This is a genomic window from Aeromonas sp. S5(2024) (genome assembly GCF_041403025.1).
Lineage (GTDB): Bacteria > Pseudomonadota > Gammaproteobacteria > Enterobacterales > Aeromonadaceae > Aeromonas > Aeromonas hydrophila.
Genome location: NZ_JBGLRI010000005.1, coordinates 181,365 through 204,410, shown reverse-complemented (window position 1 = coordinate 204,410; position 23,046 = coordinate 181,365). Strand labels below are relative to the sequence as shown.

Sequence of the window (23,046 nt, the reverse complement as noted above, 5' to 3'; positions counted from 1 at the left end):
AAAGTGCTTAGCAAAGGCGTTATTGGTGTTTGTTGCCCCAAACAGGAATGCGCAGAATCGCTGTATCTAATGTTTTTCATAACAAACGGATGCGTTATGCGATTTGGTTCTTACTCCGTACTGCCGGGCTTCGGCCCGACCCTCGGCTTCAGCCTGCTCTATCTGGGTGTGCTGGTGCTGCTGCCGCTCTCGGCGCTGGTGCTGTTTGCGGTGAACAATCTGACCCTGGCCGAGTTCTGGCAGGTGATAGGTTCGCCGCGGGTGCTCGCCTCCTTTCGTCTGAGCTTCGGGGCCGCCCTGGTGGCGGCGCTGCTCAACGCCCTGTTCGGCCTGATCCTGGCCTGGGTGCTGGTGCGTTACACCTTCCCCGGCCGTCGACTGGTGGATGCCCTGATCGACCTGCCGTTCGCCATGCCCACCGCCGTCTCCGGCATCGCCCTGTGCGCCATCTTCGCCCCCAACGGCTGGATCGGGCAGTGGGTCGCCCCGTTTGGCATCGAGCTCGCCTACAACCCCATCGGTGTGGTGATCGCGCTCACCTTCATCGGGCTGCCGTTTGTGGTGCGCACCCTGCAGCCGGTGCTGCGGGAAGCCGAGACCGAGCAGGAGGAGGCTGCCGCCAGCCTGGGCGCCGATCGTTGGCAGACCTTCATCCGGGTGCTGTGGCCGACCCTGGTGCCGGCCCTGTTGACCGGCTTTGCCCTGGCCTTCGCGCGGGCGGTGGGGGAGTACGGCTCCGTCATCTTCATCGCCGGCAACCTGCCGATGGTGTCGGAGATTGCGCCGCTGATGATCATGAGCCATCTGGAGGAGTACGACTACGCCGGCGCCTCCGCCATCGCCGTGGTCATGCTGCTGATCTCTTTCATTTTGTTACTGCTTATCAACAAGTTGCAGGCCTGGAGCTGGGCCCGTATCGGAGGGAGCCGGATATGAACGCATCCAACGCAAGCCTGGCGCTGGCAACGGGCGAGGCGGCGCCGACCACCTCGGTGCGCCAGCCACCCGTCATCCGCGAGCCGGTCTGGGTCAAGTGGCTGCTGATCACGGTCGGCCTCGGCTGGTTTGCCGCCCTGCTGCTGCTGCCGCTGGCTACCGTCTTTATCCAGGCCTTGTCCCCCGGACTGAGCTTCTTCTGGCACGCCATCAGCGAGCCGGACGCCCTCAGTGCCCTCGGCCTCACCGCCCTGGTGACCCTCTGCTCGGTGCCCCTCAACCTGCTGTTCGGGGTCGCTGCGGCCTGGGCCATCGCCCGCTTCCGCTTCCCGGGCCGGCAGCTGCTCATCACCATCATCGATTTGCCGTTCTCCGTGTCGCCGGTGATCGCGGGGCTGATGTTCGTGCTGATGTTCGGCAGTCGCGGCTGGTTCGGCGAATGGCTGAGCGAGCACGACATCAAGGTGATCTTCGCCACCCCCGGCATCATCCTGGCCACCACCTTCATCACTGTGCCCTTCGTGGTGCGCGAGCTGCTGCCCCAGATGGAGGCGCGCGGCCCGGAAGAGGAAGAGGCGGCCATCATGCTGGGGGCGAGCGGCCTGCAGATGTTCTGGCGGGTCACCTTGCCCGGTATTCGCTGGAGCCTGATGTACGGCCTGCTGCTCTGTACCGCCCGGGCGGTGGGGGAGTTCGGCGCCGTGTCGGTGGTCTCCGGCCACATTCGCGGCCAGACCAACACCCTGCCGCTGCACATCGAGATCCTCTACAACGAGTACCAGACCGGCGCCGCCTTCGCGGTAGCCAGCCTGTTGGCCCTGTTCGGGATCTTCACCCTGCTGGGGGAAACCCTGCTGGCCCGGCTGCGTGCCCAGCCCACTCACTCTCACTGATCACCGAATTCAAGAGGCTGCCATGAGCATTCAGGTACAAGGACTCAACAAGCATTTCAACCAGTACGCGGCGCTGGCCGACATCAACCTCGGCTTTCACGACGGTGAGCTGGTGGCGCTGCTCGGCCCCTCCGGCTGCGGCAAGACCACCTTGCTGCGGATCATTGCCGGGCTGGAGCAGGCCGACAGCGGCAGCGTCATCATCCGCGGTGAGGACGCCTCGGATCTCCATGTGCGCGAGCGCAACGTCGGCTTCGTGTTCCAGCACTACGCCCTGTTTCGCCACATGACGGTATTCGAGAACGTGGCGTTTGGCCTTAGGGTCAAACCGCGCAGCGAGCGACCGGCCGAGGTGGCGATCCGCGCCAGGGTCAAGGAGCTGCTGGATCTGGTGCAGCTCAGTCATGTGGCCGCGCGCTACCCGACCCAGCTCTCCGGCGGCCAGCGCCAGCGGGTCGCGCTGGCCCGTGCGCTGGCGGTGCAGCCCAAGGTGCTGCTGCTGGACGAGCCCTTCGGCGCCCTCGACGCCCAGGTGCGCAAGGAGCTGCGCCGCTGGTTGCGCGAGCTGCACGACGAGCTGCACGTCACCAGCCTGTTCGTCACCCACGATCAGGAGGAGGCGCTGGAGGTGGCGGATCGGGTGGTGCTGATGAACGCCGGCAAGGTCGAGCAGATCGGCACCCCGGCCGAGGTCTACGACCAGCCCGCCAGCTCCTTCGTGCACAGTTTCCTCGGCAGCGTGAACCTGTTTCGCGGCCGGGTGGCCGGGCAGGGGCTCGGTATCGGCGAGCAGCTGCTGGGCGGGCCCATCAGTTCCCAGCTGGCGGAGGGCAGCGCGGCCGTCGCCTATGTGCGTCCCCACGAGCTGGAGATACTGCCGGCGGATGCGCCGGGCGGCATCAGTGCCACCATCACCCGCCTGCTGCCCATGGGGCCGCGCATCCGGGTGGAACTGCGTGGCAATGGGGATACAAACGGTGCACACTTCGAAGCCGAGCTGAGCAAGGAGGCGGCCCGCGCCTTCAGCCCGGGCCAGGGGGTGCGGCTGGTGGCCAAACAGGCCCAGCTCTACCCGGATTACCAGATTTGAGGGGCAGGCCCCTGGCGGGCCGCGCAGGCAAGCAGCGTGACCATGGCGGGGTCTGCCCGCCTGGGATACAACAGGGTCAGTATGGCGCTCAGAGTTCAGGCTCGGGCGGCCAGACAAGATAACAACAAGGCGGCGGGGCAGGCTCCGACCGGCCGGTCAGCGCAGGAGGCGATGACGTGAATTTTCAGCAGTTGCGAATTATCCGGGAGGCGGCACGGCGGGATTACAACCTGACCGAGGTGGCCAATGCCCTGTTTACCTCCCAGTCCGGGGTCAGCCGCCATATCCGCGAGCTGGAAGAGGAGCTGGGGATCGAGTTGTTCATCCGCTACGGCAAGCGGCTGCTCGGCATGACCGAGCCGGGCAAGGAGCTGCTGGTGATCGCCGAGCGCATCCTCAACGACGCTAACAACATCCGCAAGCTGGCCAGCACCTTCGCCAACCGCGAGTCGGGCCGGCTGCTGGTGGCGACTACCCATACCCAGGCCCGCTATGCCCTGCCGCGGGTAGTGAAGGCGTTTCGCGAGCAGTTCCCGCTGGTGCAGCTGGAGCTGCGCCAGGGCAGCCCGGAGGAGATAGTGCGGCTGGTGCAGACCGGCGAGGTGGACATCGGCATCAGCAGCGAGCAGCTTGACAAGAGCGAAGGGGTGGTGGCGTTTCCCTACTACCGCTGGCACCACAACATAGTGGTGCCGGAGCAGCATCCGCTCACCGCCGAGCGGGAGCTGACCCTGGCGGCGCTGGCCCACTGGCCCATCATCACCTATCAGGCCGGCCTGACCGGGCGGGCGCGGGTGGACGAGGCGTTTGCCGAAGCCGGCATCGCTCCGCAGATCCTGCTGACCGCGCAGGACTCCGACGTCATCAAGACCTATGTCGAGCTGGAGATGGGGGTGGGCATACTGGCGGACATGGCGTTCGACACCCAGCGCGACAAGGGGCTGGTGCAGCTGGATGGCAGTCGGTTGTTTGCGCCCCACACCGCCTGGATCGGTCTCAAGCAGGGGCAGTTCCAGCACAACTTCGCCTGGCAGTTTATCCAGCTCTGCAACCCGGAGCTGGCGCTGGCGGACATCCAGGCCCGCGCCATGGGCAGCGAGGCGGCCATCGATTTCCAGATCTGAGGTGGCGCATCAGAGAAAACGGGGAGCCAGTGGCTCCCCGTTTTGTTGAGGGTGTCATGCTGTGCCTGCGGCTCAGTTCACCTGGATCCAGGCATCCTGCCAATTGGTGCCGACCCCGGGTTCATACTGGGTGGCACTGGCCGACCACTGGCTGCACCAGCCGCGATAGGGGAAGGGCTTGCACTGGTAGACTTTGCCGTTCTTGGGCTGCAGCACCTTGGTGCCGTCGGTGTAGGACTTGAGCCCGTCCGGGAAGGTGAACTGGTAGTCACCGCCGGCGGCCGGATCCTTGAGCATCAGATCCAGGGTCTGCTGCACCGCATCGCCACCGGCCTTGGGTTTGCCCTCGATCACCAGCTGGTGGTGACCGGCGCTGAGCCCGGTCAGCGGCATGGTGAAGCTGTGGGTGCTGTCCTTGATGTCGGCGCTGGTCTGCCCCTTGGCGGCCCCACCGTGATCATACAGGGTGTTGGTGACGGTCAGATCGCCCTCGGCGGCCACGGTAAAGTTGAGGGTGAGTTTGCCCTCGTCGAGCAAATAGTCGCTCTCCAGGCCGCTCACGCTGACGCCGTTGCTCACCGGCGGCTGCTGTTGCTCAAGCTGGATCTCGACCCGCTCCAGCGCGCTGCCCGCCTTGAAGTAGACCGGGTTCTGGCCGTAGACGGGGTTGAACTGGCCTTCGCCGCTCTGCTGGCCGGCGCGGATCTGGCTCTGCTCTGCATTGATCTTGGTCGCCAGGGCGTGGGTCCAGTTGTTCTTCTGGCCCTGCTCCGGGCTGGCGATGGTCAGCTCGGTCTGCAGATCGGGGCGCACGCCGTTGGCGTCGAACACCAGGGTTCTGGCCTTGTCACCGACCGCCAGCTCGGTGGAAGGATAGATGGTGCCGCCCTGGCTCCAGGCCAGCGGCGGCTGGGTGCCGCCCTTGAAGTTGGCGTCGATCACGTTATAGAAGCTGTTGCTGGTGTCCCCCACTTCCCACACCCCCAGGATCACCTGATAGCCGGTGCGCTGGGGCAGGTTGCACTGGTGGGTGACCTGCTTGGGCGGCTGGGTCATGTTGCCGTCCACCACGCAGAAGGGGGTGAGCTCGAAGGCGGCGCGGGTCAGCGGCTGGTTCGGGTTCCAGTCCTGCTTGGTGAGGTAGTAGCGCCAGTTGCGGGTGACGTGGTTGGCGGTGAAGGTCCAGCTGATGGCGAAGGGGCCGGCCTGTACCTCGCGGCGGGTCCAGCGGTCGCTGGTCTGGGCGTTCAGCTCGCGCCAGCTGGCACTGCCGGCCGAGGCGATCTGGCCATCGGGCGGACCGGCCTGCGGGAAGCCGGAGGGGCCTTCCACGCTCTGGGGCTCCCATTGCACCGCGCCGCACTGGCTGTTGCCGCCGGTCTTGCACAGGTAGTTGCGCGATTCCGGCTGGCTGATGTAGCCGTGGGCGAGCACGCTGCCACTGACCAGCAGGGCCAGCGTCGCAGCGACGTGATTGAGTTGGATTTTTGCTGCCATACATTCCTCTGTTCGACAGATGTGGGCAGTCAAGTTGGCAGGGGGAGTTCCCCGAAGCACGATGTGGCAACCCCGCTATCCTGGACGACATGTCTTTAGACCGGAGGCTTTGCGTCCTGGCCTTTCAACCAGTTTGCCAAATGACTACATAAAGGGTCGTGGTGTCGCGTTTGGCGACAACCCATCATGGCTATTTTTGATTAAATAATTAAGTGTAAATCTTTACAGCTTGACCTCATCGGAGTAGAGCAAACACTTAACTGTTTGTTTTTAAATGGTGGTTAACTGAACGCCGCCGCATCAATGTCGTCGAACAGGTCGACAAGATGCAAAAAATCCACATTTTTCATCAATGAAGCACGCCCCCGTCAGCCGGGCTGACGGGGGCGTGCGCTGCGACAGGGCAGGACGGATCAGTGGCGAGCGCGGGGGCGTTCGGCCGGGTGTACCTGCCGGTGCAGAGGGGCGAGGCGCTGCTCCAGCTGCTGGTCGATGGCGCTGCCGAGTTTGAATACCGCCAGCCGCTCGTCCAGGCTGCGGGACAGTCCGGCCAGCAGCTCGCTCTCCTGAGCCAGCTGGGAGGCGGACTGGGACATCTCCAGCGCCGAGTCGTTGATGCCGCTGACGTTGCGGTTCATGTCCTCCGCCACCATGCTCTGCTGCTCCGCCGCGGTCGCTATCTGGGTCGCCATGTCGCTGACGTGCTGGATATGGTTGACGATGAGGGAGAGATCCTGGCCCGCCTTCTCCGACTGGCTGACGCTGCTCTCCGCCAGCTTGCGGCTGGCGTCCATGGCGCTGGCAGCGGTCACCGCCCGCTGTTGCAGTTGGGCTATGGTGCTCTGGATCTCCTCGGTGGACTGGCGGGTGCGGCTGGCCAGCTGGCGCACCTCGTCGGCCACCACGGCAAACCCGCGGCCCTGCTCGCCGGCGCGGGCCGCCTCGATGGCGGCGTTGAGGGCCAGCAGGTTGGTCTGCTCCGAGATGGCGCTGATGACCGCCGTCACTTCGCTTATCTGCATCACCCCCTCCTTGAGCTGGTTGACCTGCAGGGTGGCCTGCTCCACCTCGGTGGCCAGCGCCTGGATGCCGTGCACGCTGGCGTGCACGTCACGATTGCCGAGGCCGGCTTCGCTGGTGGCGTCCTGGGTGTCGCGGGCGGTGTTCTCGGCGTGGCCCGCCACGTCGGAGATGGTGGCGCTCATCTCGTTCATGGCGGTGGCGAGCTGGGCCAGCTGATCCCGCTGGCTGTTGACCGCCTGGTTGGTCTGCTCGGCGGAGGCGGCGATGCGCAGGGCGGCATCCGCCACGTTGCAGGCCCCCTGGCTCGCCTCCAGCAGGGCGCGGCGAATGGCGTCGAGCCCCTGGTTGGTGCAGCTGGCGACGGCGCCCAGCTCATCCTTGCCGTGCACCGGGATGCTCACCACCAGATCGCCGGCGGCCACCTGCTGCATGGCCCGGTTGATCTCCGCCAGCGGATTGACGATGGAGCGGCTGATGGCAAAGCCCAGCAGCCCCATCAGCAGGGTCACCAGCAAGGTAGCGCCCCCCATCAACTGATACTGGGACCAGATGGTGGTCTGGATGTCTTGCAGCAGCACGCCGGAGCCGAGGATCCAGCCCCAGGGCTGATAACCGGCCACCAGCGACATCTTCTGTGCTGCCTCGCCGGAGGGGGAGATCCACTTGTATTCCAGCCGGCCGCTGTGGCCCCCCTTGCCGAGATCCACCATCTGCTGCCAGTGGACGCCGGCGGTAGCGGTGCCGCTCTCGCCCATCTGCTGGCCGACCAGCTCGGGCCTGACGGGGTGCACCAGCATCCGGCGGTTCTCGTCCAGCACGAACAGGTAGTTGTCGCCGTCAAAGCGCATGCTGTTGAGCATGGCCTTGGCTTCGGCCTGGGCCTGGGGGGCGGGCAGGGTGGCCGCCAGCGTCTGGATCCGGCTCATGGCCAGATCCAGTACGGCCTGCAGCCTGGCTTCCCGTTCACTCATCAGGTTGCGATGCAGAGCACTGGCCGAGATGAGCAGCAGTGCGATGAAACCGATCAGCGCCAGTGAGAGCAACAGCATCAATTTGCGGCTCACGGCAATATCACCGAGCTTGAACATAGTCTCTTCCTTAACTTTCCCGTGCGGGTCTGGTGGTGGCCAGTCCGTTGGCTGGCCCTGATTATTTTGTTATTAACATTTAATTAACTTTCAATGGCTTGGGGCCATAAAAGGCCAATTGAGCAATTTGACAATCAGTATAGCCAGCAGACAGAAACCCTCGCTTTTGATAGCGTGATGGCGCGCATCCCGGCGCACTATTTGTCTGCTCAATTTGCAGAAAATGTGAATGAGTTGGCATTTCACCAAAAAGGAGTGGGCGCCCTCGCGGCCGCCCCATAACAAGAGGGAAGTTATGAGTTCCATTGCCAGGAATTATCTCAACCAGCTCAACGCCTACTACCTGCAGGTACACAGGCGCAAGGAGGATCTGTTCTGGTCCACCTATATGGGCACCAGCGACGATCAGGCCGGCTTCACCGCCGCCGAGCAGGCCTACAAGGCGTTCTGCGCCGATCCGGCGCGCCTGCCGATACTGCGGCAGATGCAGGCCCAGGCCGAGGAGACCGAGCTCAAGCGCGGTCTGGGGGGCTGGATCGCCTTCTTCGAGTGCAACGTCATCGAGGATCCTCAGGCCGCCGCCCTGATGGACGAGCTGGTGGCTGCCGAGGCGGCGCTGTTTGCCCACCGCCGGGAGCTGAAGCTGACCTTGCTGGATGAGCAGGGCCGGCAGGTGGCCGGCAGCCTGCCCGCCGCCAGCACGGCGCTGGCCGCCAGTAGCGACGAGGCGGTGCGCCAAAGCGCGCTCGCCATGTTCCACACCCTGGAGCAGTGGGTGGTGGACAACGGCTATCTGGCCATCGTCGCGCTGCGCAACCGCTTCGCCCGCGCCATGGGTTATCGCGACTACTTCGACTACAAGGTGCACAAGAACGAGCAGATGAGCCCGGCGCAGCTGTTCGCCATTCTCGACGACTTCATCGCCGGCACCGAGCAGCGGCTGCACCAGAGCCTGGCCGAGCTGAAAGTGGCCAAGGGGGAGGCGGCCCTGCTGCCCCACAACCTGCGCTACAGCGTGAGTGGCGACGTGACCCGTCAGCTCGACCCTTACGTGCCCTTCTCGCGGGCGCTGCAGGACTGGGTCGAGAGCTTTCGCCGGCTCGGCATCCAGTACCGCGGCGCCACCCTCACCCTGGATCTGCTGACCCGGGAGGGGAAATACGAGAACGGCTTCTGCCACGGCCCGGTGCCGAGCTTCTGGCAGGAGGGAGAGTGGGTGCCGGCGGTGGTCAACTTCACCAGCCTGGCCAACCCGGCCCAGGTGGGCAGCGGCTGGAGCGGGCTCAACACCCTGTTCCACGAGGGTGGCCATGCGGCGCACTTTGCCAATGTCACCGGCAACGCCCCCTGCTTCTCCCAGGAGTTTCCGCCCACCTCCATGGCCTACGCCGAGACCCAGTCGATGTTCTGCGACAGCCTGCTGGACGATGCGGACTGGCTCAAGCGCTACGCCAGAAACGCAGCGGGGGAGGCGATCCCCGATGCGCTGATCAAGGCGATGATCGAGGCGCGCCAGCCGTTTCGCGCCTTCAATGAGCGCCAGATCGCGCTGGTGGCCTACTTCGAGCGGGATCTCTACGCCATGGACGAGGCCGAGCGCACCCCGGCCGCCGTGCTGGCTCTGGCCCGCCGCTGGGAGCGCCAGATCCTGGGGGTGGAGAGCCCGCGCCCGCTGCTGGCCATCCCGCACCTGCTCAACCAGGAGTCGGCCTGCGCCTATCACGGCTATCTGCTGGCGCTGATGGCGGTGGAGCAGACCCGCGTCTACTTCCTCAAACGCGACGGCTACCTCACCGACAACCCGCGCATCGGGCCGGATCTGGCCGCCCACTACTGGGGGCCGGGCAACGGCATGACCCATGACGAGACGCTGCAGAGCCTGACCGGCAAGGGCTTCAGTGCCGGCCCACTGGCCCGGGCCTGCAACCAGAGCGTGGCCGAGGCGTGGCAGCAGGCAGAAGCCTGTATGGCGGCAGCCCGCCAACGTCCGCCGGTCGGCGAGGGTGAGCCGCTCAATGCCCGCATCCGGGTGGTTCACGGCGACCAGCTTATCGCCGACAATAGCGGTTCCGAAGCGGCCATGCTGGCCGACTTCGAGCGCTGGATCCGCGACCACTACCAGGAGACGGTGACCAGCCACTGAGGCGCAAGCCGGTGAACATGCGTTATGTCAGACCCCTGCCGCGGCAGGGGTCTGTTTTCATGGGAAGGAGTCGAGGGTGGGAACAAGAGCGCGGTGGCGGTGGCTTCTGGCCACGCTGCTGCTGACGGGAGGGCTGGCGCAGCCGGCCCGGGCACTGCAGGCGCTGACCGAGCAGATGCCCCCTTACAACTATCAGCTGGCCGGTCAGCCGGTGAGCGGTTTCTCGGTGGATCTGCTGCATGCCCTGCTGGCGCTGCGCGGTGACATCCAGCTGCAGCCCTGGGCGCGGGCCTATCAGAATGCCCGCTATCAGACGGGCAGCATCCTCTTCTCGGTGGCGCGTACCCCGGAGCGGGAGCAGCAGTTCCAGTGGGTGGGGCCGGTCGGGCCGCGCACCATCAGGGTGTGGCGGCTGAGCTCGCGCACCGACATCCAGCCCCGCAGCCTGCAGGAGGCGAGCCACTACCGGATCGCGGTGGTGCGCAATTCGGCCTCGGCCCAGCAGTTGATCCGCCAGGGGCTGGCGCCGGTCAGCGTCAACAGCGAGGAGGACAAGTTTCGCATGCTGCTGCGCGGCCGGGTGGAGCTGGTGACGGCGCTGGATCTGGGGGCCGCCTTTCATATGCACCAGCTGGGGCACGGCTTGGCGGCGCTCACCCCGCTGTTCGTCTATGACGATGGCGAGCAGTACTACTTCGCCCTCAACCTGGCGACGGAGCCGGCCAAGGTGCAGGCCCTGCAGCGGGCCCTCGACCAGATGCACCAGGATGGCTCGCTGGAGGCGCTGCGCCGGCGCTGGCTCAACCTCCATGCAGTGCCGCCCGCCCCGGCCAGCGGGGCGACCCCCTCCTGATGGCGGCTCGGGCTCAGTCCTGGATCTTCAGCACGCTGACCGGCTTGTCCTTGAGCGCCACCAGCAGCTGGCGGCCCGGCAGCTTGTGGCCGTCGATCATGATGGAGCTGTGGCCGAAGTTGGCCACCAGCCGGCTGCCATCGGAGAAACGAGTCTCCTGCACCCGGCCCACCCCGTCACGCCAGCGAAAGCCCACCAGTGCCTTGTCCCACAGCGCCTCGTGCAGCGGGCCGAACTGGCTGTCTAGCCTCACCAGCTCCGGCAGGCGGCTCGCCAGCGTGCTGCGACTCAGGTTGACCAGCGGCGGCGTGTTGTAGAGCAGGCCGAGCAGGGCGCGCTCCTCCTTGATGCCCGGGAATTTCAGGTTGTCCAGCAGCCAGTGGTGGCTGTTGAGCACGGAGTCGTGGAACACCGCCTGATAGAGAGGCAGCCGATCCGCCGGGTTGAACACCGTCTTCAGGTAGCGAGGCTTGAGGCGGGCGGGCTGGAAGAAGACCTGTGGTGCCTCGTCCGGCCACCACTTGCCGAGGTAGTAGGGGGACTTGGCCTGCTTGCGCATGGCGGCATCGGTCCAGCCAAAGCCCCAGCTCTGGATGCCGTGGGCAAACAGCAGCGGCTTGCTGGTGAGGGCGTTGCCATCCTCCGAGCCCAGCACCAGCCCGAGCCGCTCTCCCACCCAGCTCATGCGGGCGTTGCGGTCGGCGATCATCGCCTGGCTACCCTGCTGGTGGGCCGGGTTGTAATCGTTGGAGGCCATGGCGGTGCCGTCCACGTCGAGGAACAGGCTGTTGATGCCGCTGGCCTTGGCCAGCTCGCTCATGCGGCTCTTGGCAAACGGCAGGGTGCAGCCCGGATTGAGATAGACTCCCTCGCCACCAAAGCCCGGCTTGGGCTTGCCGTTGGCCTCGACGATGGCGCAGCGCTTGCCGATCTCCGGCGGCAGCTGGGCGGTGAGCCAGCTGTCGTTGGTGCCGGGCGCGATGGCGGTATCGTAGGAGTCATAGCTGCCCACCAGATAGCCCTGGCGCTGGGCGGCGGTGAGGGCATAGCCCTGCTGCAGGGCCGCCGTCCACTGCGGGGTGCCGAGCCACAGCTTGCGCAGTCCTGCCTGCTGCAGCGCCTCGATCACCGGCAGCGACAGCCCCTGGCCCCAGCGCTCCTGTGCCACCAGTTGTTCACCGAACTGGCTCTTGACCCACTGCTGGCGCAGGGCCAGCACCTTGCTCTGGGCCTGCGGGCCCTGCTGGGCAGGCAGCGGCAGCTGGTCGGCAATCAGTCGGTTGAGACCCGCCATGATCAACGCCTGTTGCCAGGGTTCTGGCGCCTTGGCGGCCAGCGCCTCCCGCTCCTCGCTGTTGAAGCCTTGCAGCCACTCCGGTTTTTGCCGGAGCTTGGCCTGCAGCGCGGGCCACGCCTTCACATCTTGCCGATCGAGCAGGGCATCGCCCCACAGGTAGACATGGCTGGCGCCGATCAGCCGCCGCCCGGCGGGAATGCGGGCGACCTTGTCGGTCAGAGACTGCCAGGCCCCCTCGCTCTGCAGCCACGCCCGGTAGCGGCGGGCGCCGGCCAGCCAGTCATCCCCCACGCTCAGCCGCACCACCATAGGCGCCTGCTGGTTGAAGCTGCTGAATTCATGGCTGGCGCTCAGTTGCAGCCGGCCTCCCTGGCGGCTGAAGCGAAGTCGGTTGTCGTAGGGGGTCTGCAGGATCCAGCTGTAGGTCTGCTTGCCGGCATCCTGGCTCCAGAGCGGCAGCTTGAGGTCGTAGTGGGTGTTGAGCTCGGCCAGCTCGTCGCCGACATAGCCGAGCCAGTCGCTGTCGCGCACCGAGAAGCGGCTGCCCTCGCCGAAGGCCAGGGAGAGGTGGGTCTGGTTTTTCGGCAGGCTGAACCAGGCCAGCTGACGGGGACTGTCGCTGACCAGCGTCAGCAAGAGGTCGTCGCCATCCAGCTTGACCTCCACCTTGGCGTCCTGGGCGGGCCAGTGCCAGCTGGCCTGCTGCTCCCCTTGTTGCAACTGATCGACCTGGCGGGCAGGCTGGCCCGCACTGACCGGGATCTGGTTGACCGAGATGGCCAGGGTATCGGGATCGATGCGATAACGCTGGGTCTCGCCCTGCAGGGTCAGGGGGGCGGCGGCCAGCGGCGCCGCCAGCAGTGAAATCAACAGCCAGCCCAGTGCTGGCGCCCGTATCGGCAAACCGTTCATGCAACATCCTTGACCTGATTGATGCCATCAGGGTACGCCGACGCCCGCCCCCCGGTACAGCCAAATCTGCTTAACCCATATGGGGTGAATGGCCTCATTCCAGCCCTTTTCGGGGCCATTTTCATGCGGCAAAAAAGCATCATTCGAACCCTCTCTCAGCCCCCGCCAGCACTGGCTTGTGCGACTCGCCCAGCGGGGGTGAACCTCCCGCGTCCATTTTTTCGACGCCCCATATAGGGGGGTGCCAGCCTGCTCGACGGTTTCTAGCATGCCTGCTCACTTTGAACGCAATTCATTGTTTTATAAGGATTGTTTTTGACTGGAGTATCAGTATGAAGAGAGCGAAATGGAAGCCTTGGCTGGGGTTGTGCGCCCTCTTGGCCGGGGTGATCGGCTGGTACCTGTGGCCGCAACCGGTGGCGCCCGGTCAGGCGGCAGGGGATGAGGAGCGCGCGGCGGATAGCGGCCCGCTGGCGGAGCTGACGCCACTCGCCGCCATGCCTGCCCCCGTGCTCAAGCCAGCGCCGGTCGCAGCCCCCGCCAAGCCGGATCGGCTGCGGGAAGATGGCAGCCAGCAGCTGGAGACCCCCTGGCAGGCGGCCGAGGTGGATGCCGACTTTCCGCTGGCGGAGCCCGGCGATGCGGTCGAGCAGCCCCAGCCGATCGCCCTGCAGGGCAGCGATCTGGAGCGGGCCCAGGTGGGTGACAGTGTGGCCCTGCCGCTGCCGGACGGCAGCACCCTGCAGGCCAGGGTGACCAAGGTTGAACTGCAGCGGGGCGGGGAGCGCAACTGGCAGGGGGAAATTCGGGTCGACGGTGACAGCTATCCGGTCAATTTCACCGTCGGCAAGCAAGCGACTTTCGGGTTCATCGGCACGCCGCAAGGCAGTTACTCCGTCGAGACCCTGGGAGGCAAGGGCTGGGTTTACAAGAACCCGCCGCTGGATCTGGGTCATGGCGGCGATGACGCCCTGATCCCGACTCACCAATAACAACAGAAAAGGAAGATCACATGCAGAAAACCACCTTGGGGATCATGATTGCGGGATTGCTCGGGGCGACCCCCGTGCTGGCGGAAACCATCGACCTGATGGTGCTGCACAGCCCGGGGCTGGCGGCCCGCTATCAGGGGGATGCGCAGACCCGGATCCAGCACATGATCAACATCACCAACCAGATCTATGCCGCCAGCGGCCTGGATCTGACGGTGCGGGCCGTGCACGACCAGCAGGTCAATTACCCGGATGGCGGCACCGACAAATCCGCGCTCAACGCGGTGACCTACCAGCAGGATCCGGCTTTCAAGCAGGTACCGACCCTGCGCACCCGCTATGGCGCCGACATGGTGGTGCTGATGCGCCCCCAGACCGGTGACCACGGCAGCTGCGGGCTGGCTTGGGTTGGTGGTTCCGCGACCTATACCGATGGCCGCAAGGCGTATGCCGACGGGGATGTATCCCAGGATGCGGGCAGCATGTTCAGCCATGTCACGGCCACCGGCTGTGGCGACGTGGTGCTGGCGCACGAGCTGGGCCACAACATGGGGCTCAACCACTCCCGCCTGCAGGATGGCACGGGGGGCACTTATCACTATGCGTTGGGGCACGGGGTGCGGGGTTCCTTCGCCACCGTGATGGCTTATCCCTCCAGCTTCGGGGTCTACAGCCACGAGTACAAGTTCTCCAGCCCGGACCTGGTCTGCAAGGGGCAGCCGTGCGGTGTGGATTACCGGGATCAGGCCAACGGTGCCGATGCGGTGCGGGCGCTGAAGGTGACGACGCCGCAGATCGCCGCCTTCTACCCCACCATGGTGACGGAAGCGCTGCCGGATCTGGGCGAGCTGGAGCGCTCCCTCGAGACCCGGCGCCAGGACTTGGCGGCGGCCCAGGAGCACTACAGCCAGCAGGTGGCGGCCAGAACCGCCCTGCAGGATCGCCAGCAGAAGCTCAAGGGCAACTTTGATCGCTACCAGCGGGAGCTGAACCAGCTGAACCAGCGCAACCGCCAGACGGTGCAGGAGATCAACCGGCTGGTGCGCGAGCACAACAGCTACAACGGCAGTTACAGCCCGGAAGAGTATCGCCGGATCCGCGCCATCCAGGCGAGCCTGAGTGCCCGCATCGATCAGCTGCAAGATGAGAACAACGCCATCATTCGCCAATCCAACGAGATCAGCCAACGCTACCAGGCCGAGGTGAACGAGTACAACGGCAGCTGGGATCGCTACAACCAGCTGGTGGCGGCAGTGAAGAGCGCCGACGGCAAGGTGGACGAGGCGCGCCGCGAGCTGGAGCTGGCCGAGCACAGGTATCAGCTGGCGTTGGCCCGCCAGCCGGCCGAGACGCAGCCGGCCTGATGCAACAAGGGCGCCCCGCAACAGGCGGGGCGCCCTTGATGTCTGTCTGTCAGAGGAGCCGACCGGGCAAGCCCGGCCGGCTCCTCTTTTGCTGGTGGGCGTCAGTCAGCCCGTTTGGCTGCGGGTTTCGCATTCGTCGACAGCTGGGCGAGGGCGGCCTGCACTGCGGCTTCCAGCTGGGGATCGCGTCCCGCCAGCATGTCGGCCGGAGTCAGCGCCACCTGCACGTCCGGGATCAGCTCCCGATTCTCGTACAGGGTGCCATCGGGGTTGCGCAGCCCCAGGGTCGGGATGCCGTAGGCAAGGCCCGGGATCAGCCTGGAGGTGTGGGCATACACCATGGTGCCGGTGCCCGGCACCGGCTCGCCGACGATGGGGCCCACCTTGAGGGTGCGGTAGTACTGGGGAAAGGCCGAGCCTTCCGAGTAGCTGCCCGCATTGACCAGCACCACCGAGGGCTTGGTCCACTGGCGGGTGGCGGCGTCCGTCTCCCCCTTGCCAAGGCGTGGCCAGCTGCGGGCCATGCCCTGGGCGCTGCCGCTGCCGGTCAGGAACTCCACCAGGGTGTTGGCCAGATAGCCCCCCTTGTTGAAGCGCACGTCGACGATCAGCGCCTCGCGGTTGCGCTGGCGACCGAGGGCGTCGGCCACCACCTCCTCATAGACGGCGCTGCTCATCTCCGGCAGGTAGACATAGCCGACCCGCCCCTGACTCAACTGCCCCACCTGGCTGCGGCGCTTGGCGATCCAGCCGTCGAGCTGCAACTGATACTCCTGCTGCAGGTCGATGGCGGTGACCTCCAGCTGGCTGGGCTCCTTGGCTCCCTTGGGCAGCACAGTGAGCGCCAGCCGCTGGCCGGCCTGGTGGTTGAGCAGGGCATCCAGCTCGTTGAGGCTGTGCAGCTCGGTGCCGTTGACGGCCAGCAGCCGGGCGCCCAGTGCCAGGTCCGTCTCCTGCTCCAGCGGGCCGCCGACCAGCAGGGCGTCGAGCTCGACCGCCCCCTGTCGCTCGCGCCAGTAACCACCGAGGCTGGCGGTCTCGTCCGGCATGCGCAGGGAGGGGGCCGGGCCGCTGCCCCAGGTGTGGGAGACATTGAGCTCGCCGGCCAGCTCCGCCAGCAGGTTGCCGAAGTCACGATCGTTGCTGATGCCGGGTAGCAGGCGGCGATAGGCGGCCACATAGCTATCCCAGTTCACCCCGTTCATGTCGGCCCGGTAGAACTCGTCCCGGGTGAGGCGAGTGATCTGGTCGAAGGCGGCGCTCATCCGATCCTGCCAGCTGGCGGTGATCAGCAGATTGAAGGGGTGGCTGCTGGCCTCGCCGGAACGGGTATCGATGAGGGCGATTTCCCCCTCCCGCACCAGGGTGGCGAGGCTGGCATCCTGGTTGAGGCTGGCCAGCGCCGGCCCCGGCTGCTCGGCAAACAGCAGCTTGGTTTCCCCCTTGCGCAGATCCTGGGCGTAGCCCTTGATCTCGCTCTCGCCGTTGGCGTCCATCACCTCCACCAGATAGATCAGATGATCGTCGACGATGCGACTGGCGAGGATGGGGCCCTCAGGCTGCAGCTGGAGCGCCTCCCGGTGCGCCAGCCGGTCAGTCTCGAAGCCGTAACCGGCCTTGGGCGGCGCCTGCTCGGCGATGAAGTCGCTCTTGGCGGCGCGGCTGCTGTAGAGGCCGAGCAGGCTGCCGCCGAGGGGCTCGCCATCGGCGCCCAGCACACCGTACTTGGTGGATTGCCAGTAGAGGATGCCGCCGTCCTGACTCCAGGCAGGATCGCCATCCCGATAGCCGTTGAGACTGACATTGACCGGTTTGGCCTTGGCATCCCGGGTATCGATGACGGCGATCTCCTGCTGGGCGGAGTCGGGCTGGATGGTCAGCGCCAGGTGGCGTGAATCGGGGGCAAAGGCCAGCTCCACCGCGTGACGGGAGGGGTTGAACTCGGCGGCGACCAGCTGGCGCTGCTTGCCGCTGGCCAGATCCAGCAGGTGGACGGCCTGGCCGTCCACCACGAAGGCGAGCTGTTTGCCGTCGGGGGAGAGGGTCGGCACGCTGATGGCGGCGCCCGGAATGGCCAGCAGTTTCTCCTCGGTCAGGGTGCCGGGGTCGCTGAACAGCTTGTCCGGCTGCCCCTTCTTGAGGCGATACAGCGCCGCCGGCCCCTCCTGTTCGGAGAGGTAGATGAGCTCCTGCTCTTTATCCAGATAGCGCGGCGCCGACTGCTCGCTGGGGTGGCGGGTGAGCTGGCGTACCCGCTCGCGCCGGGTGTCGACCGCGTAGAGATCCCCCTGGCTGACCAGGATCACCTCTTCCCCGTCCTGGCGGGCGATGGCCTCGTCGACGGGGCCGGGCTGCCAGCTCTGCTCGGCCGGTACCTTGGCGAACAGTGGCTGGATGACGAGCTTGCGCGGGGTGTCGCTGCCGGCATCGAGGCGGTAGAGCTCCCCCTGCCAGGACCAGACCAGATCCCCTTGGCGGGAGGCAGAGAGGCCGCGCACCGGATGGCCCTTGAAGTGGGTGAGCTGGCGATCCTGGCCGCTGGCCAGATCCCGTTGCCAGACGTTGAAATCGCCGCTGCGCTCGCTCAGGTAGTAGAGCTGCTTGCCCTGCTCATCCCAGACCGGATCGCTGGCGGCCACCCTGTCTTCGGTCAGCTGGCGATGCTGTTTGCCGTCGAACAACCACAGACGGGAGACCGCGAACGAGTGCTGGTGCTTGCGAAACGGCTGATCCATGCCCGGCATCTGGTAGGCCAGCTGGTTGCCGTGGGGGCGGGCCAGGGTGGCGGGCAGGGGCTGGGCCGGGGTCAGCGGGCCGCCGGCAACCGGCGTCCAGTAGAGGTTGCCGGCCTGATAGCCTTCTGCCACGAAGTGATCGGCGTCGGGGTCGGTGAGGCGCTGGCTGCTCAGCAGCAGCTGCTTGCCGTCGGCGCTGAAGGCCTGGGGCAGGTCGGGGCGCGAATCCCGGGTCAGCCGCACCATCTCGCCGCCGTGGCTCGGCACCACGAACACATCTTCGTTGCCGTAGAGGTTGGCGGCAAAGGCTATGAGCTTGCCATCCGGCGACCAGAGCGGGCGCTGGCTCAGGTAGTTGCTATCGGTGAGGGGCATGGCGGGGCCGCCATCCCCCGCGCTCAGGTAGACGCGGCCCTGCCAGGTGAAGGCAAGCTGCTTGCCGTCGGGGGAGAGGGCTGGCTCGCGCAGCCAGAGCGGCTCGGCCGCCTGCAGGGAGGAGCAGAGCAGCAGGAGCAGCAGGGAGAGTCGGTATCGCATCGTGAGGTTCCTGAGAGGTGAAAAGCGCCTTATCTTCCCCCAATGTCCCGCCTGGGACTATCCCGAGATAGGGGGGTTATCCCGTTGTTTTGGCAGTTAATTGTAACAATCTATAAAAGATGGCGCGGGATATGTTTCTCTGGATATATTGAGTATTGATGGCGATCCAATATGATGGCGCTCGCCCGCCACACGAGGCGGTGCAGTTCAGATGATTTGGTAACAGAAAAGCCCTTACCAGAGGCTTGCCGAGGGATGGAATGAGAGCCGTATTACTGTGTTTGCTGGGGCTGTGGCCCGCATTGAGTTTTGCCACCCTGTCCGCCGATATGGTGGTGGTGAAGAAATCGAGTTATAGCCTGACCCTGATGAAGGATGGCAAGGAGGTCAAACGCTACTGGATCGCTCTGGGTCCGGCTCCCAAGGGGCACAAGCAGCGGGAAGGGGATCAGCGCACGCCGGAAGGCCGTTACATCCTCGACTACAAGAAGACCAACTCCAACTATTACAAGGCCATCCACATCAACTACCCGAATCTGGACGACATCAAGGCGGCCAACGAGATGGGTGTGCGACCGGGCGGCATGATCATGATCCACGGTCAGCGCAACAGCATAGGCAACACCCGCCTGCAGCCGTCCAACTGGACCAATGGCTGCATCGCCATGCTCAACAAGGATCTGGACGAAGTGTGGAACGCCATTGAACCCGGCACCCCCATCGTCATTCAGCCCTGACTCTCAGCAGTGCGCCACCTCCGGGTGGCGTTCTGTTTTTTGGGCCCTCTGTTCTGCTTCATCCTCTCTTTACCCGCAGCCTCTTGGTATCCGTCCCCGTGCTGTGCTAGCTTTTCCGGCTCGCCGTGGACGCAACAAGGATGATCCCATGCCATCAGCAACCTGCTCCCGGCCCGTCGGGGCCGAGAGTACCCGCGCGCTCTGGTGGCGCGCCTCCATCGATATTTTGCCGCTCTCCGTCTCGGTGATCCCCTGGGGGATCCTGTGCGGCGCCCTGGCGCTGCAGGTGGGGCTGAGCCCGTTGCAGGCCCAGCTGATGTCGCTGCTGGTCTATGCCGGCGCCGCCCAGCTCTCGGCCACCACCCTGTTCGGGGCGGGGACGCCGCTGCTGCCCATCATGGGCTCCACCTTCGTCATCACCTCCCAGCACCTGCTCTACGGCTTCACCTTTCGCCGCGACGTGCTGCCGCTCTCCCTGCGCTGGCGTGCCAGTCTGGCCTTCTTCCTGACCGACGAGATGTTCGCGGTGGCGCTCAAAGACCGGGAGCGCAGCGGCCGTTTCGATCCGGCCTACGCGCTCATTGCCGGCTTCGTCTTCTATCTGTTCTGGAATGCGGCGACCCTGCTTGGCATCGCCGCCGGCCAGTACATCGACGGACTGGATCAGATGGGGCTGGATTTTGCCATCGCCGCCACCTTCATCGCCATGACCATTCCCGCCATGAAGAACCTGCCCATGGTGGCGGCCACCCTGGTGAGCGGCGCCATGGCGCTGCTCACCAAGCCGCTGCTGGCGGAGGTCTACATCATCATCTCGGCGCTCTCCGGCATGCTGGTGGGTTATGTGCTGCACCGGATGAGGAGGTAATCATGAGCTGGCTGATGATAGGCCTGCTGGCCCTGATCACCTTCTTCAACCGCTTCGCCTTCTTCTCGCGGCTGACCCGCTATCAGCCGGGTGCCGAGATGGGGGCCTTCCTCAGCTTCTCGGCCCAGTCGGTGCTGACCGCCATCTGGCTGCCCATCGTCTTCAGCTACCAGCCTGGCATTGGGCTGAGCTGGGATCCGGACTACCTGGTCGCCACCCTGCTGGTGACGGTACTGACCTTGCTGCGGCTGCCGACCCTGCTGGTGGTGGTGGTCGGCATGGGGGGCTTCTTCCTGCTGCGCTGGCAGGGGGGCGTGGCCCAGTTGCTGCCCTGGTTGGGCTAGGCCCGTGATCTTGCATGGCGGATGTCTTCATTGGATATCCGCCATGTTGTGAATGTCACTTCAAAAAACACCTCCCAAGTGTGAGGATTTAGCTCCCATCCGTCGAGGAGCGAGCCATGTCCTTCACCGAAACCTGCCAGCGCATCGTGCGCGATCCCCTGCTGTCACCGGCCCAGAAGAGCCATGCCCTGGCGCTGGCCGCCGAAAATGCGCTGCCCTATCCCGAGCTGCCCGCCGAGGTGAGCGAGGCGATGGCCAAGGGCTTTGTCTGCGACATGTTCGAGGGGCACGCCCCCTACAAGCCGCGCTATGTGCTGCCGGATTACGAGAAGTTTCTGCGCCAGGGCTCGGCCTGGCTGGAGCTGGCACCGCCGCAGGATTTCGACGAGGCGCTCGATGCCTTGCGCATCCTCTACCACCATGTGCCCTCCGTCACCGGCATGCCGGTCTGGCTGGGCCGGCTCGATCACCTGCTGCTGCCCTTCGTCGGTGAGCTGGATGACGAGGCCCTCTATCGCAAGCTGAAGGGGTTCTGGATCTACCTGGACCGGGTGCTGCCGGATGCCTTCATGCACGTCAACATAGGCCCGGATGACAACCGTCTCTGCCGCCTGATCCTGAGCATCGACGGCGAGCTCAAACAGGTGGCCCCCAACCTCACCCTGTTCCACGATCCGGCGCAGACCCCGGACAGCCTGCTGCTGCAGGGGGTGAAGAACATCGCGGCCTGCAGCAAGCCCCACATCGCCAACTACCCGCTGCATCGCAACACCTTCGATGAGCGCGGTTTCGGCATCGTCAGCTGCTACAACGCCCTGCCTCAGGCGGGCGGCGCCAACACCCTGGTCAGGGTCTCCCTCAAGCGGGTGGCCGAGCAGGCCCACGGCATCGACGACTTCCTGGGCTGCCTGTTGCCCCACTACTGCCGCCTCGCCTCCCGCCTGATCGAGGCGCGTGCCGCCTTCCTGCACCAGGAGTCCGGCTTCTTCGACAGCTTCCTGGTGCAGGAGGGGCTGCTGGAAGAGGATCGCTTCGTGCCCATGTTCGGCATCTACGGCATGGCCGAGGCGGTCAATTTGCTGATGGACAAGGAGAATCTGCCGGAGCGCTACGGCCGTGACGAAGAGGCGAACCAGTTGGGTTATCGCATCTCGGCCCAGCTCGCCCGCCACGTGAGTGAAACGCCGCAGCGTCACGCCTGGGGCGGCCGCGCCCTGCTCCACTCCCAGGGTGGGCTCAGCGTGGATCGCGGGGTGACCCCCGGGGTGCGCATCCCCTATGGCGAGGAGCCGGATCCCGCCAGCCACGTGCTGGCGCTGGCCCCCCACCACGGTTTCTATCACTCCGGGATCAGCGAGATCCTCACCCTGGATCCCACCATCCGCCAGAACCCGCAGGCGCTGCTGCAGCTCTGCAAGGGGGCGCTCGCCATCGGCATGCGCGAGTTCACCGCCAACGTGGCGGACAGCGATCTGGTGCGGGTGACCGGCTACATGATCCGCAAGAGCGACGTGGCCCGCTTCACGACCGAGGGCTCGCGGCTGCAGACCACCTGCCTCGGCGCCGAGGCGAGCGAGCTGACCGGGATCCGCCAGCGGGCGCCGCGGGTGGTGGGGCGCGAGGCGACCCTGTGTGACTACTGAGTGCGGCAGGCGGGCAGGGGCGGCGCGCACCGCGACGGTGAGCCGCTGGCTGCCCTTCTCCTGCGTGGACGGCCCCGGCAACCGGCTGGTGCTGTTTCTGCAGGGCTGCAACTTCGCCTGCCCCGGCTGTCATAACCCGCACACCATCGGCCTCTGCGATCACTGCGGTGACTGTGTGCCCGGCTGCCCGGGCGGGGCGCTGACCCTGCACGAGGGGCAGGTGAGCTGGCAGGCGGCAAGCTGCACCGACTGCGATGCCTGTCTCGATCTCTGCCCCCGCAGCGCCAGCCCCAAGACCGCCACCATGACGGTGGCCGAGGTGCTGGCCCTGCTGCGCCGCTACGGCCCGCTGCTGACCGGCATTACCGTCTCCGGCGGTGAGGCCACCACCCAGTTGCCGTTCGTGATCGCGCTGTTCACGGCCATCAAGGGGGCGCCGGATCTGGCCCATCTCGGCTGCCTGCTCGACAGCAACGGTTCACTCGCCGAGGCTGGCTGGCAGCGGCTGCTGCCGGTGCTGGACGGCGCCATGATCGATCTCAAGGGGTGGGGCGACGCTGTACATCACACGCTGACCGGCTATGGCCGCGAGCGGGTGCTGGCGTCGCTGCAATTGCTGGCGCAGGCGGGCAAGCTGGCGGAGGTGCGCCTGCTGCAGGTACCGGGGCAGAGCGATTATCTCGCCGCCGATGGCACGCTGGAGGCAGGGCTTGCCGCCTTCTTGCACGCCCTCGGGCCCGTGCCCATCCGCCTCAATGGCTTTCGCCATCACGGCGTGCGCGGGGAGGCGCAGGGTTGGCCAGAGGCGGCGCGAGAGGAGCTGGAGCAGTTGGCCGCTGCGCTGGCGGTGGCCGGGCTCGGCCCGGTCAGCCTGCCGCCACTGCTCTGAGTAGTCGGATTCTAATCAACTGATCGCAAAGGGATTTACTACTACAAGGCAAGATTGGACGGCGAACCGAGCGGCTCGGCG

17 protein-coding genes and 1 riboswitch are annotated in these 23,046 nt (G+C 65.9%); of the genes, 13 read left to right on the top strand and 4 right to left on the bottom strand.

The features are described from left to right. The first annotated feature begins 96 nt into the window (after positions 1-96). The 4 genes from cysT (at position 97) to cbl (ending at position 4,043) form a co-directional block, all read left to right on the top strand. Positions 97-936, top strand: a complete 840-nt coding sequence (cysT, locus tag ACB032_RS12805) for a sulfate ABC transporter permease subunit CysT (RefSeq protein ID WP_005308571.1) — start codon at positions 97-99, stop codon at positions 934-936. Then, entirely contained in the window at positions 933-1,829 is an 897-nt protein-coding gene (gene cysW, locus ACB032_RS12800; protein WP_171280049.1) for a sulfate ABC transporter permease subunit CysW, read from the top strand. The genes cysT and cysW overlap by 4 nt, the downstream gene beginning before the upstream one ends. Positions 1,830-1,851: 22 nt before the next feature. After that, a complete protein-coding gene (locus ACB032_RS12795) occupies positions 1,852-2,919 on the top strand; it encodes a sulfate/molybdate ABC transporter ATP-binding protein (RefSeq protein WP_371138046.1) in 1,068 nt (355 codons plus the stop codon). Positions 2,920-3,095: 176 nt separating this feature from the next. After that, positions 3,096-4,043, top strand: a complete 948-nt coding sequence (cbl, locus tag ACB032_RS12790) for an HTH-type transcriptional regulator Cbl (protein WP_011704576.1) — start codon at positions 3,096-3,098, stop codon at positions 4,041-4,043. Between the two features lie 72 nt (positions 4,044-4,115). Here cbl and gbpA read toward each other — a convergent pair whose 3' ends face one another. Together gbpA and ACB032_RS12780 are read right to left on the bottom strand one after the other, a co-directional pair. Then, positions 4,116-5,540, bottom strand: a complete 1,425-nt coding sequence (gene gbpA, locus ACB032_RS12785; RefSeq protein ID WP_171280050.1) for an N-acetylglucosamine-binding protein GbpA — start codon at positions 5,538-5,540, stop codon at positions 4,116-4,118. A gap of 62 nt (positions 5,541-5,602) precedes the next feature. Next, positions 5,603-5,688, bottom strand: a riboswitch (cyclic di-GMP riboswitch). A 265-nt stretch (positions 5,689-5,953) separates the two neighbouring features. Beyond that, on the bottom strand, positions 5,954-7,651 hold the full coding sequence (locus ACB032_RS12780; RefSeq protein ID WP_371138045.1) for a methyl-accepting chemotaxis protein: 1,698 nt from the start codon (positions 7,649-7,651) through the stop codon (positions 5,954-5,956). 295 nt (positions 7,652-7,946) lie between these two features. Between ACB032_RS12780 and ACB032_RS12775 the strand changes: the two genes are divergently transcribed. Both ACB032_RS12775 and ACB032_RS12770 read left to right on the top strand, forming a co-directional pair. After that, positions 7,947-9,794, top strand: a complete 1,848-nt coding sequence (locus tag ACB032_RS12775) for a M3 family metallopeptidase (RefSeq protein WP_371138044.1) — start codon at positions 7,947-7,949, stop codon at positions 9,792-9,794. Positions 9,795-9,870: 76 nt separating this feature from the next. Further along, positions 9,871-10,647 carry a substrate-binding periplasmic protein gene (locus ACB032_RS12770; RefSeq protein WP_371138043.1) on the top strand — a complete coding sequence of 259 codons (777 nt, stop codon included), beginning with the start codon at positions 9,871-9,873 and terminating at the stop codon, positions 10,645-10,647. A 13-nt stretch (positions 10,648-10,660) separates the two neighbouring features. Here the strand turns inward: ACB032_RS12770 and ACB032_RS12765 are convergent, their stop codons facing one another. Further along, positions 10,661-12,856 (bottom strand): glycoside hydrolase, encoded by a 2,196-nt coding sequence (locus tag ACB032_RS12765; protein ID WP_371138042.1) that lies wholly within the window; start codon positions 12,854-12,856, stop codon positions 10,661-10,663. 332 nt (positions 12,857-13,188) lie between these two features. Between ACB032_RS12765 and ACB032_RS12760 the strand changes: the two genes are divergently transcribed. Together ACB032_RS12760 and ACB032_RS12755 are read left to right on the top strand one after the other, a co-directional pair. Continuing rightward, positions 13,189-13,848: a hypothetical protein gene (locus ACB032_RS12760; RefSeq protein WP_371138041.1), complete on the top strand. Its 660-nt coding sequence runs from the start codon at positions 13,189-13,191 to the stop codon at positions 13,846-13,848. 20 nt (positions 13,849-13,868) lie between these two features. Next, positions 13,869-15,212: a M12 family metallo-peptidase gene (locus ACB032_RS12755; RefSeq protein WP_371138040.1), complete on the top strand. Its 1,344-nt coding sequence runs from the start codon at positions 13,869-13,871 to the stop codon at positions 15,210-15,212. A 101-nt stretch (positions 15,213-15,313) separates the two neighbouring features. Here the strand turns inward: ACB032_RS12755 and ACB032_RS12750 are convergent, their stop codons facing one another. Continuing rightward, on the bottom strand, positions 15,314-18,484 hold the full coding sequence (locus ACB032_RS12750; protein ID WP_371138039.1) for a S41 family peptidase: 3,171 nt from the start codon (positions 18,482-18,484) through the stop codon (positions 15,314-15,316). Between the two features lie 260 nt (positions 18,485-18,744). Here ACB032_RS12750 and ACB032_RS12745 point away from each other — a divergent pair, with 260 nt between their 5' ends. From ACB032_RS12745 to ACB032_RS12725, 5 genes are all read left to right on the top strand, one after another. Continuing rightward, the gene (locus ACB032_RS12745) at positions 18,745-19,221 is read left to right on the top strand and encodes a murein L,D-transpeptidase family protein (protein ID WP_024944607.1); all 477 of its coding nucleotides are present in this window, start codon (positions 18,745-18,747) and stop codon (positions 19,219-19,221) included. A gap of 148 nt (positions 19,222-19,369) precedes the next feature. Further along, positions 19,370-20,089, top strand: coding sequence for an AzlC family ABC transporter permease (locus ACB032_RS12740; protein ID WP_011704586.1), 720 nt, complete (start codon positions 19,370-19,372; stop codon positions 20,087-20,089). Positions 20,090-20,091: 2 nt separating this feature from the next. Next, positions 20,092-20,433 (top strand): AzlD domain-containing protein, encoded by a 342-nt coding sequence (locus ACB032_RS12735; protein ID WP_024944606.1) that lies wholly within the window; start codon positions 20,092-20,094, stop codon positions 20,431-20,433. A 116-nt stretch (positions 20,434-20,549) separates the two neighbouring features. Beyond that, positions 20,550-22,076: a YjjI family glycine radical enzyme gene (locus ACB032_RS12730; RefSeq protein WP_371138038.1), complete on the top strand. Its 1,527-nt coding sequence runs from the start codon at positions 20,550-20,552 to the stop codon at positions 22,074-22,076. A 37-nt stretch (positions 22,077-22,113) separates the two neighbouring features. After that, positions 22,114-22,965: a YjjW family glycine radical enzyme activase gene (locus tag ACB032_RS12725; RefSeq protein WP_371138070.1), complete on the top strand. Its 852-nt coding sequence runs from the start codon at positions 22,114-22,116 to the stop codon at positions 22,963-22,965. Positions 22,966-23,046: the final 81 nt, after the last annotated feature.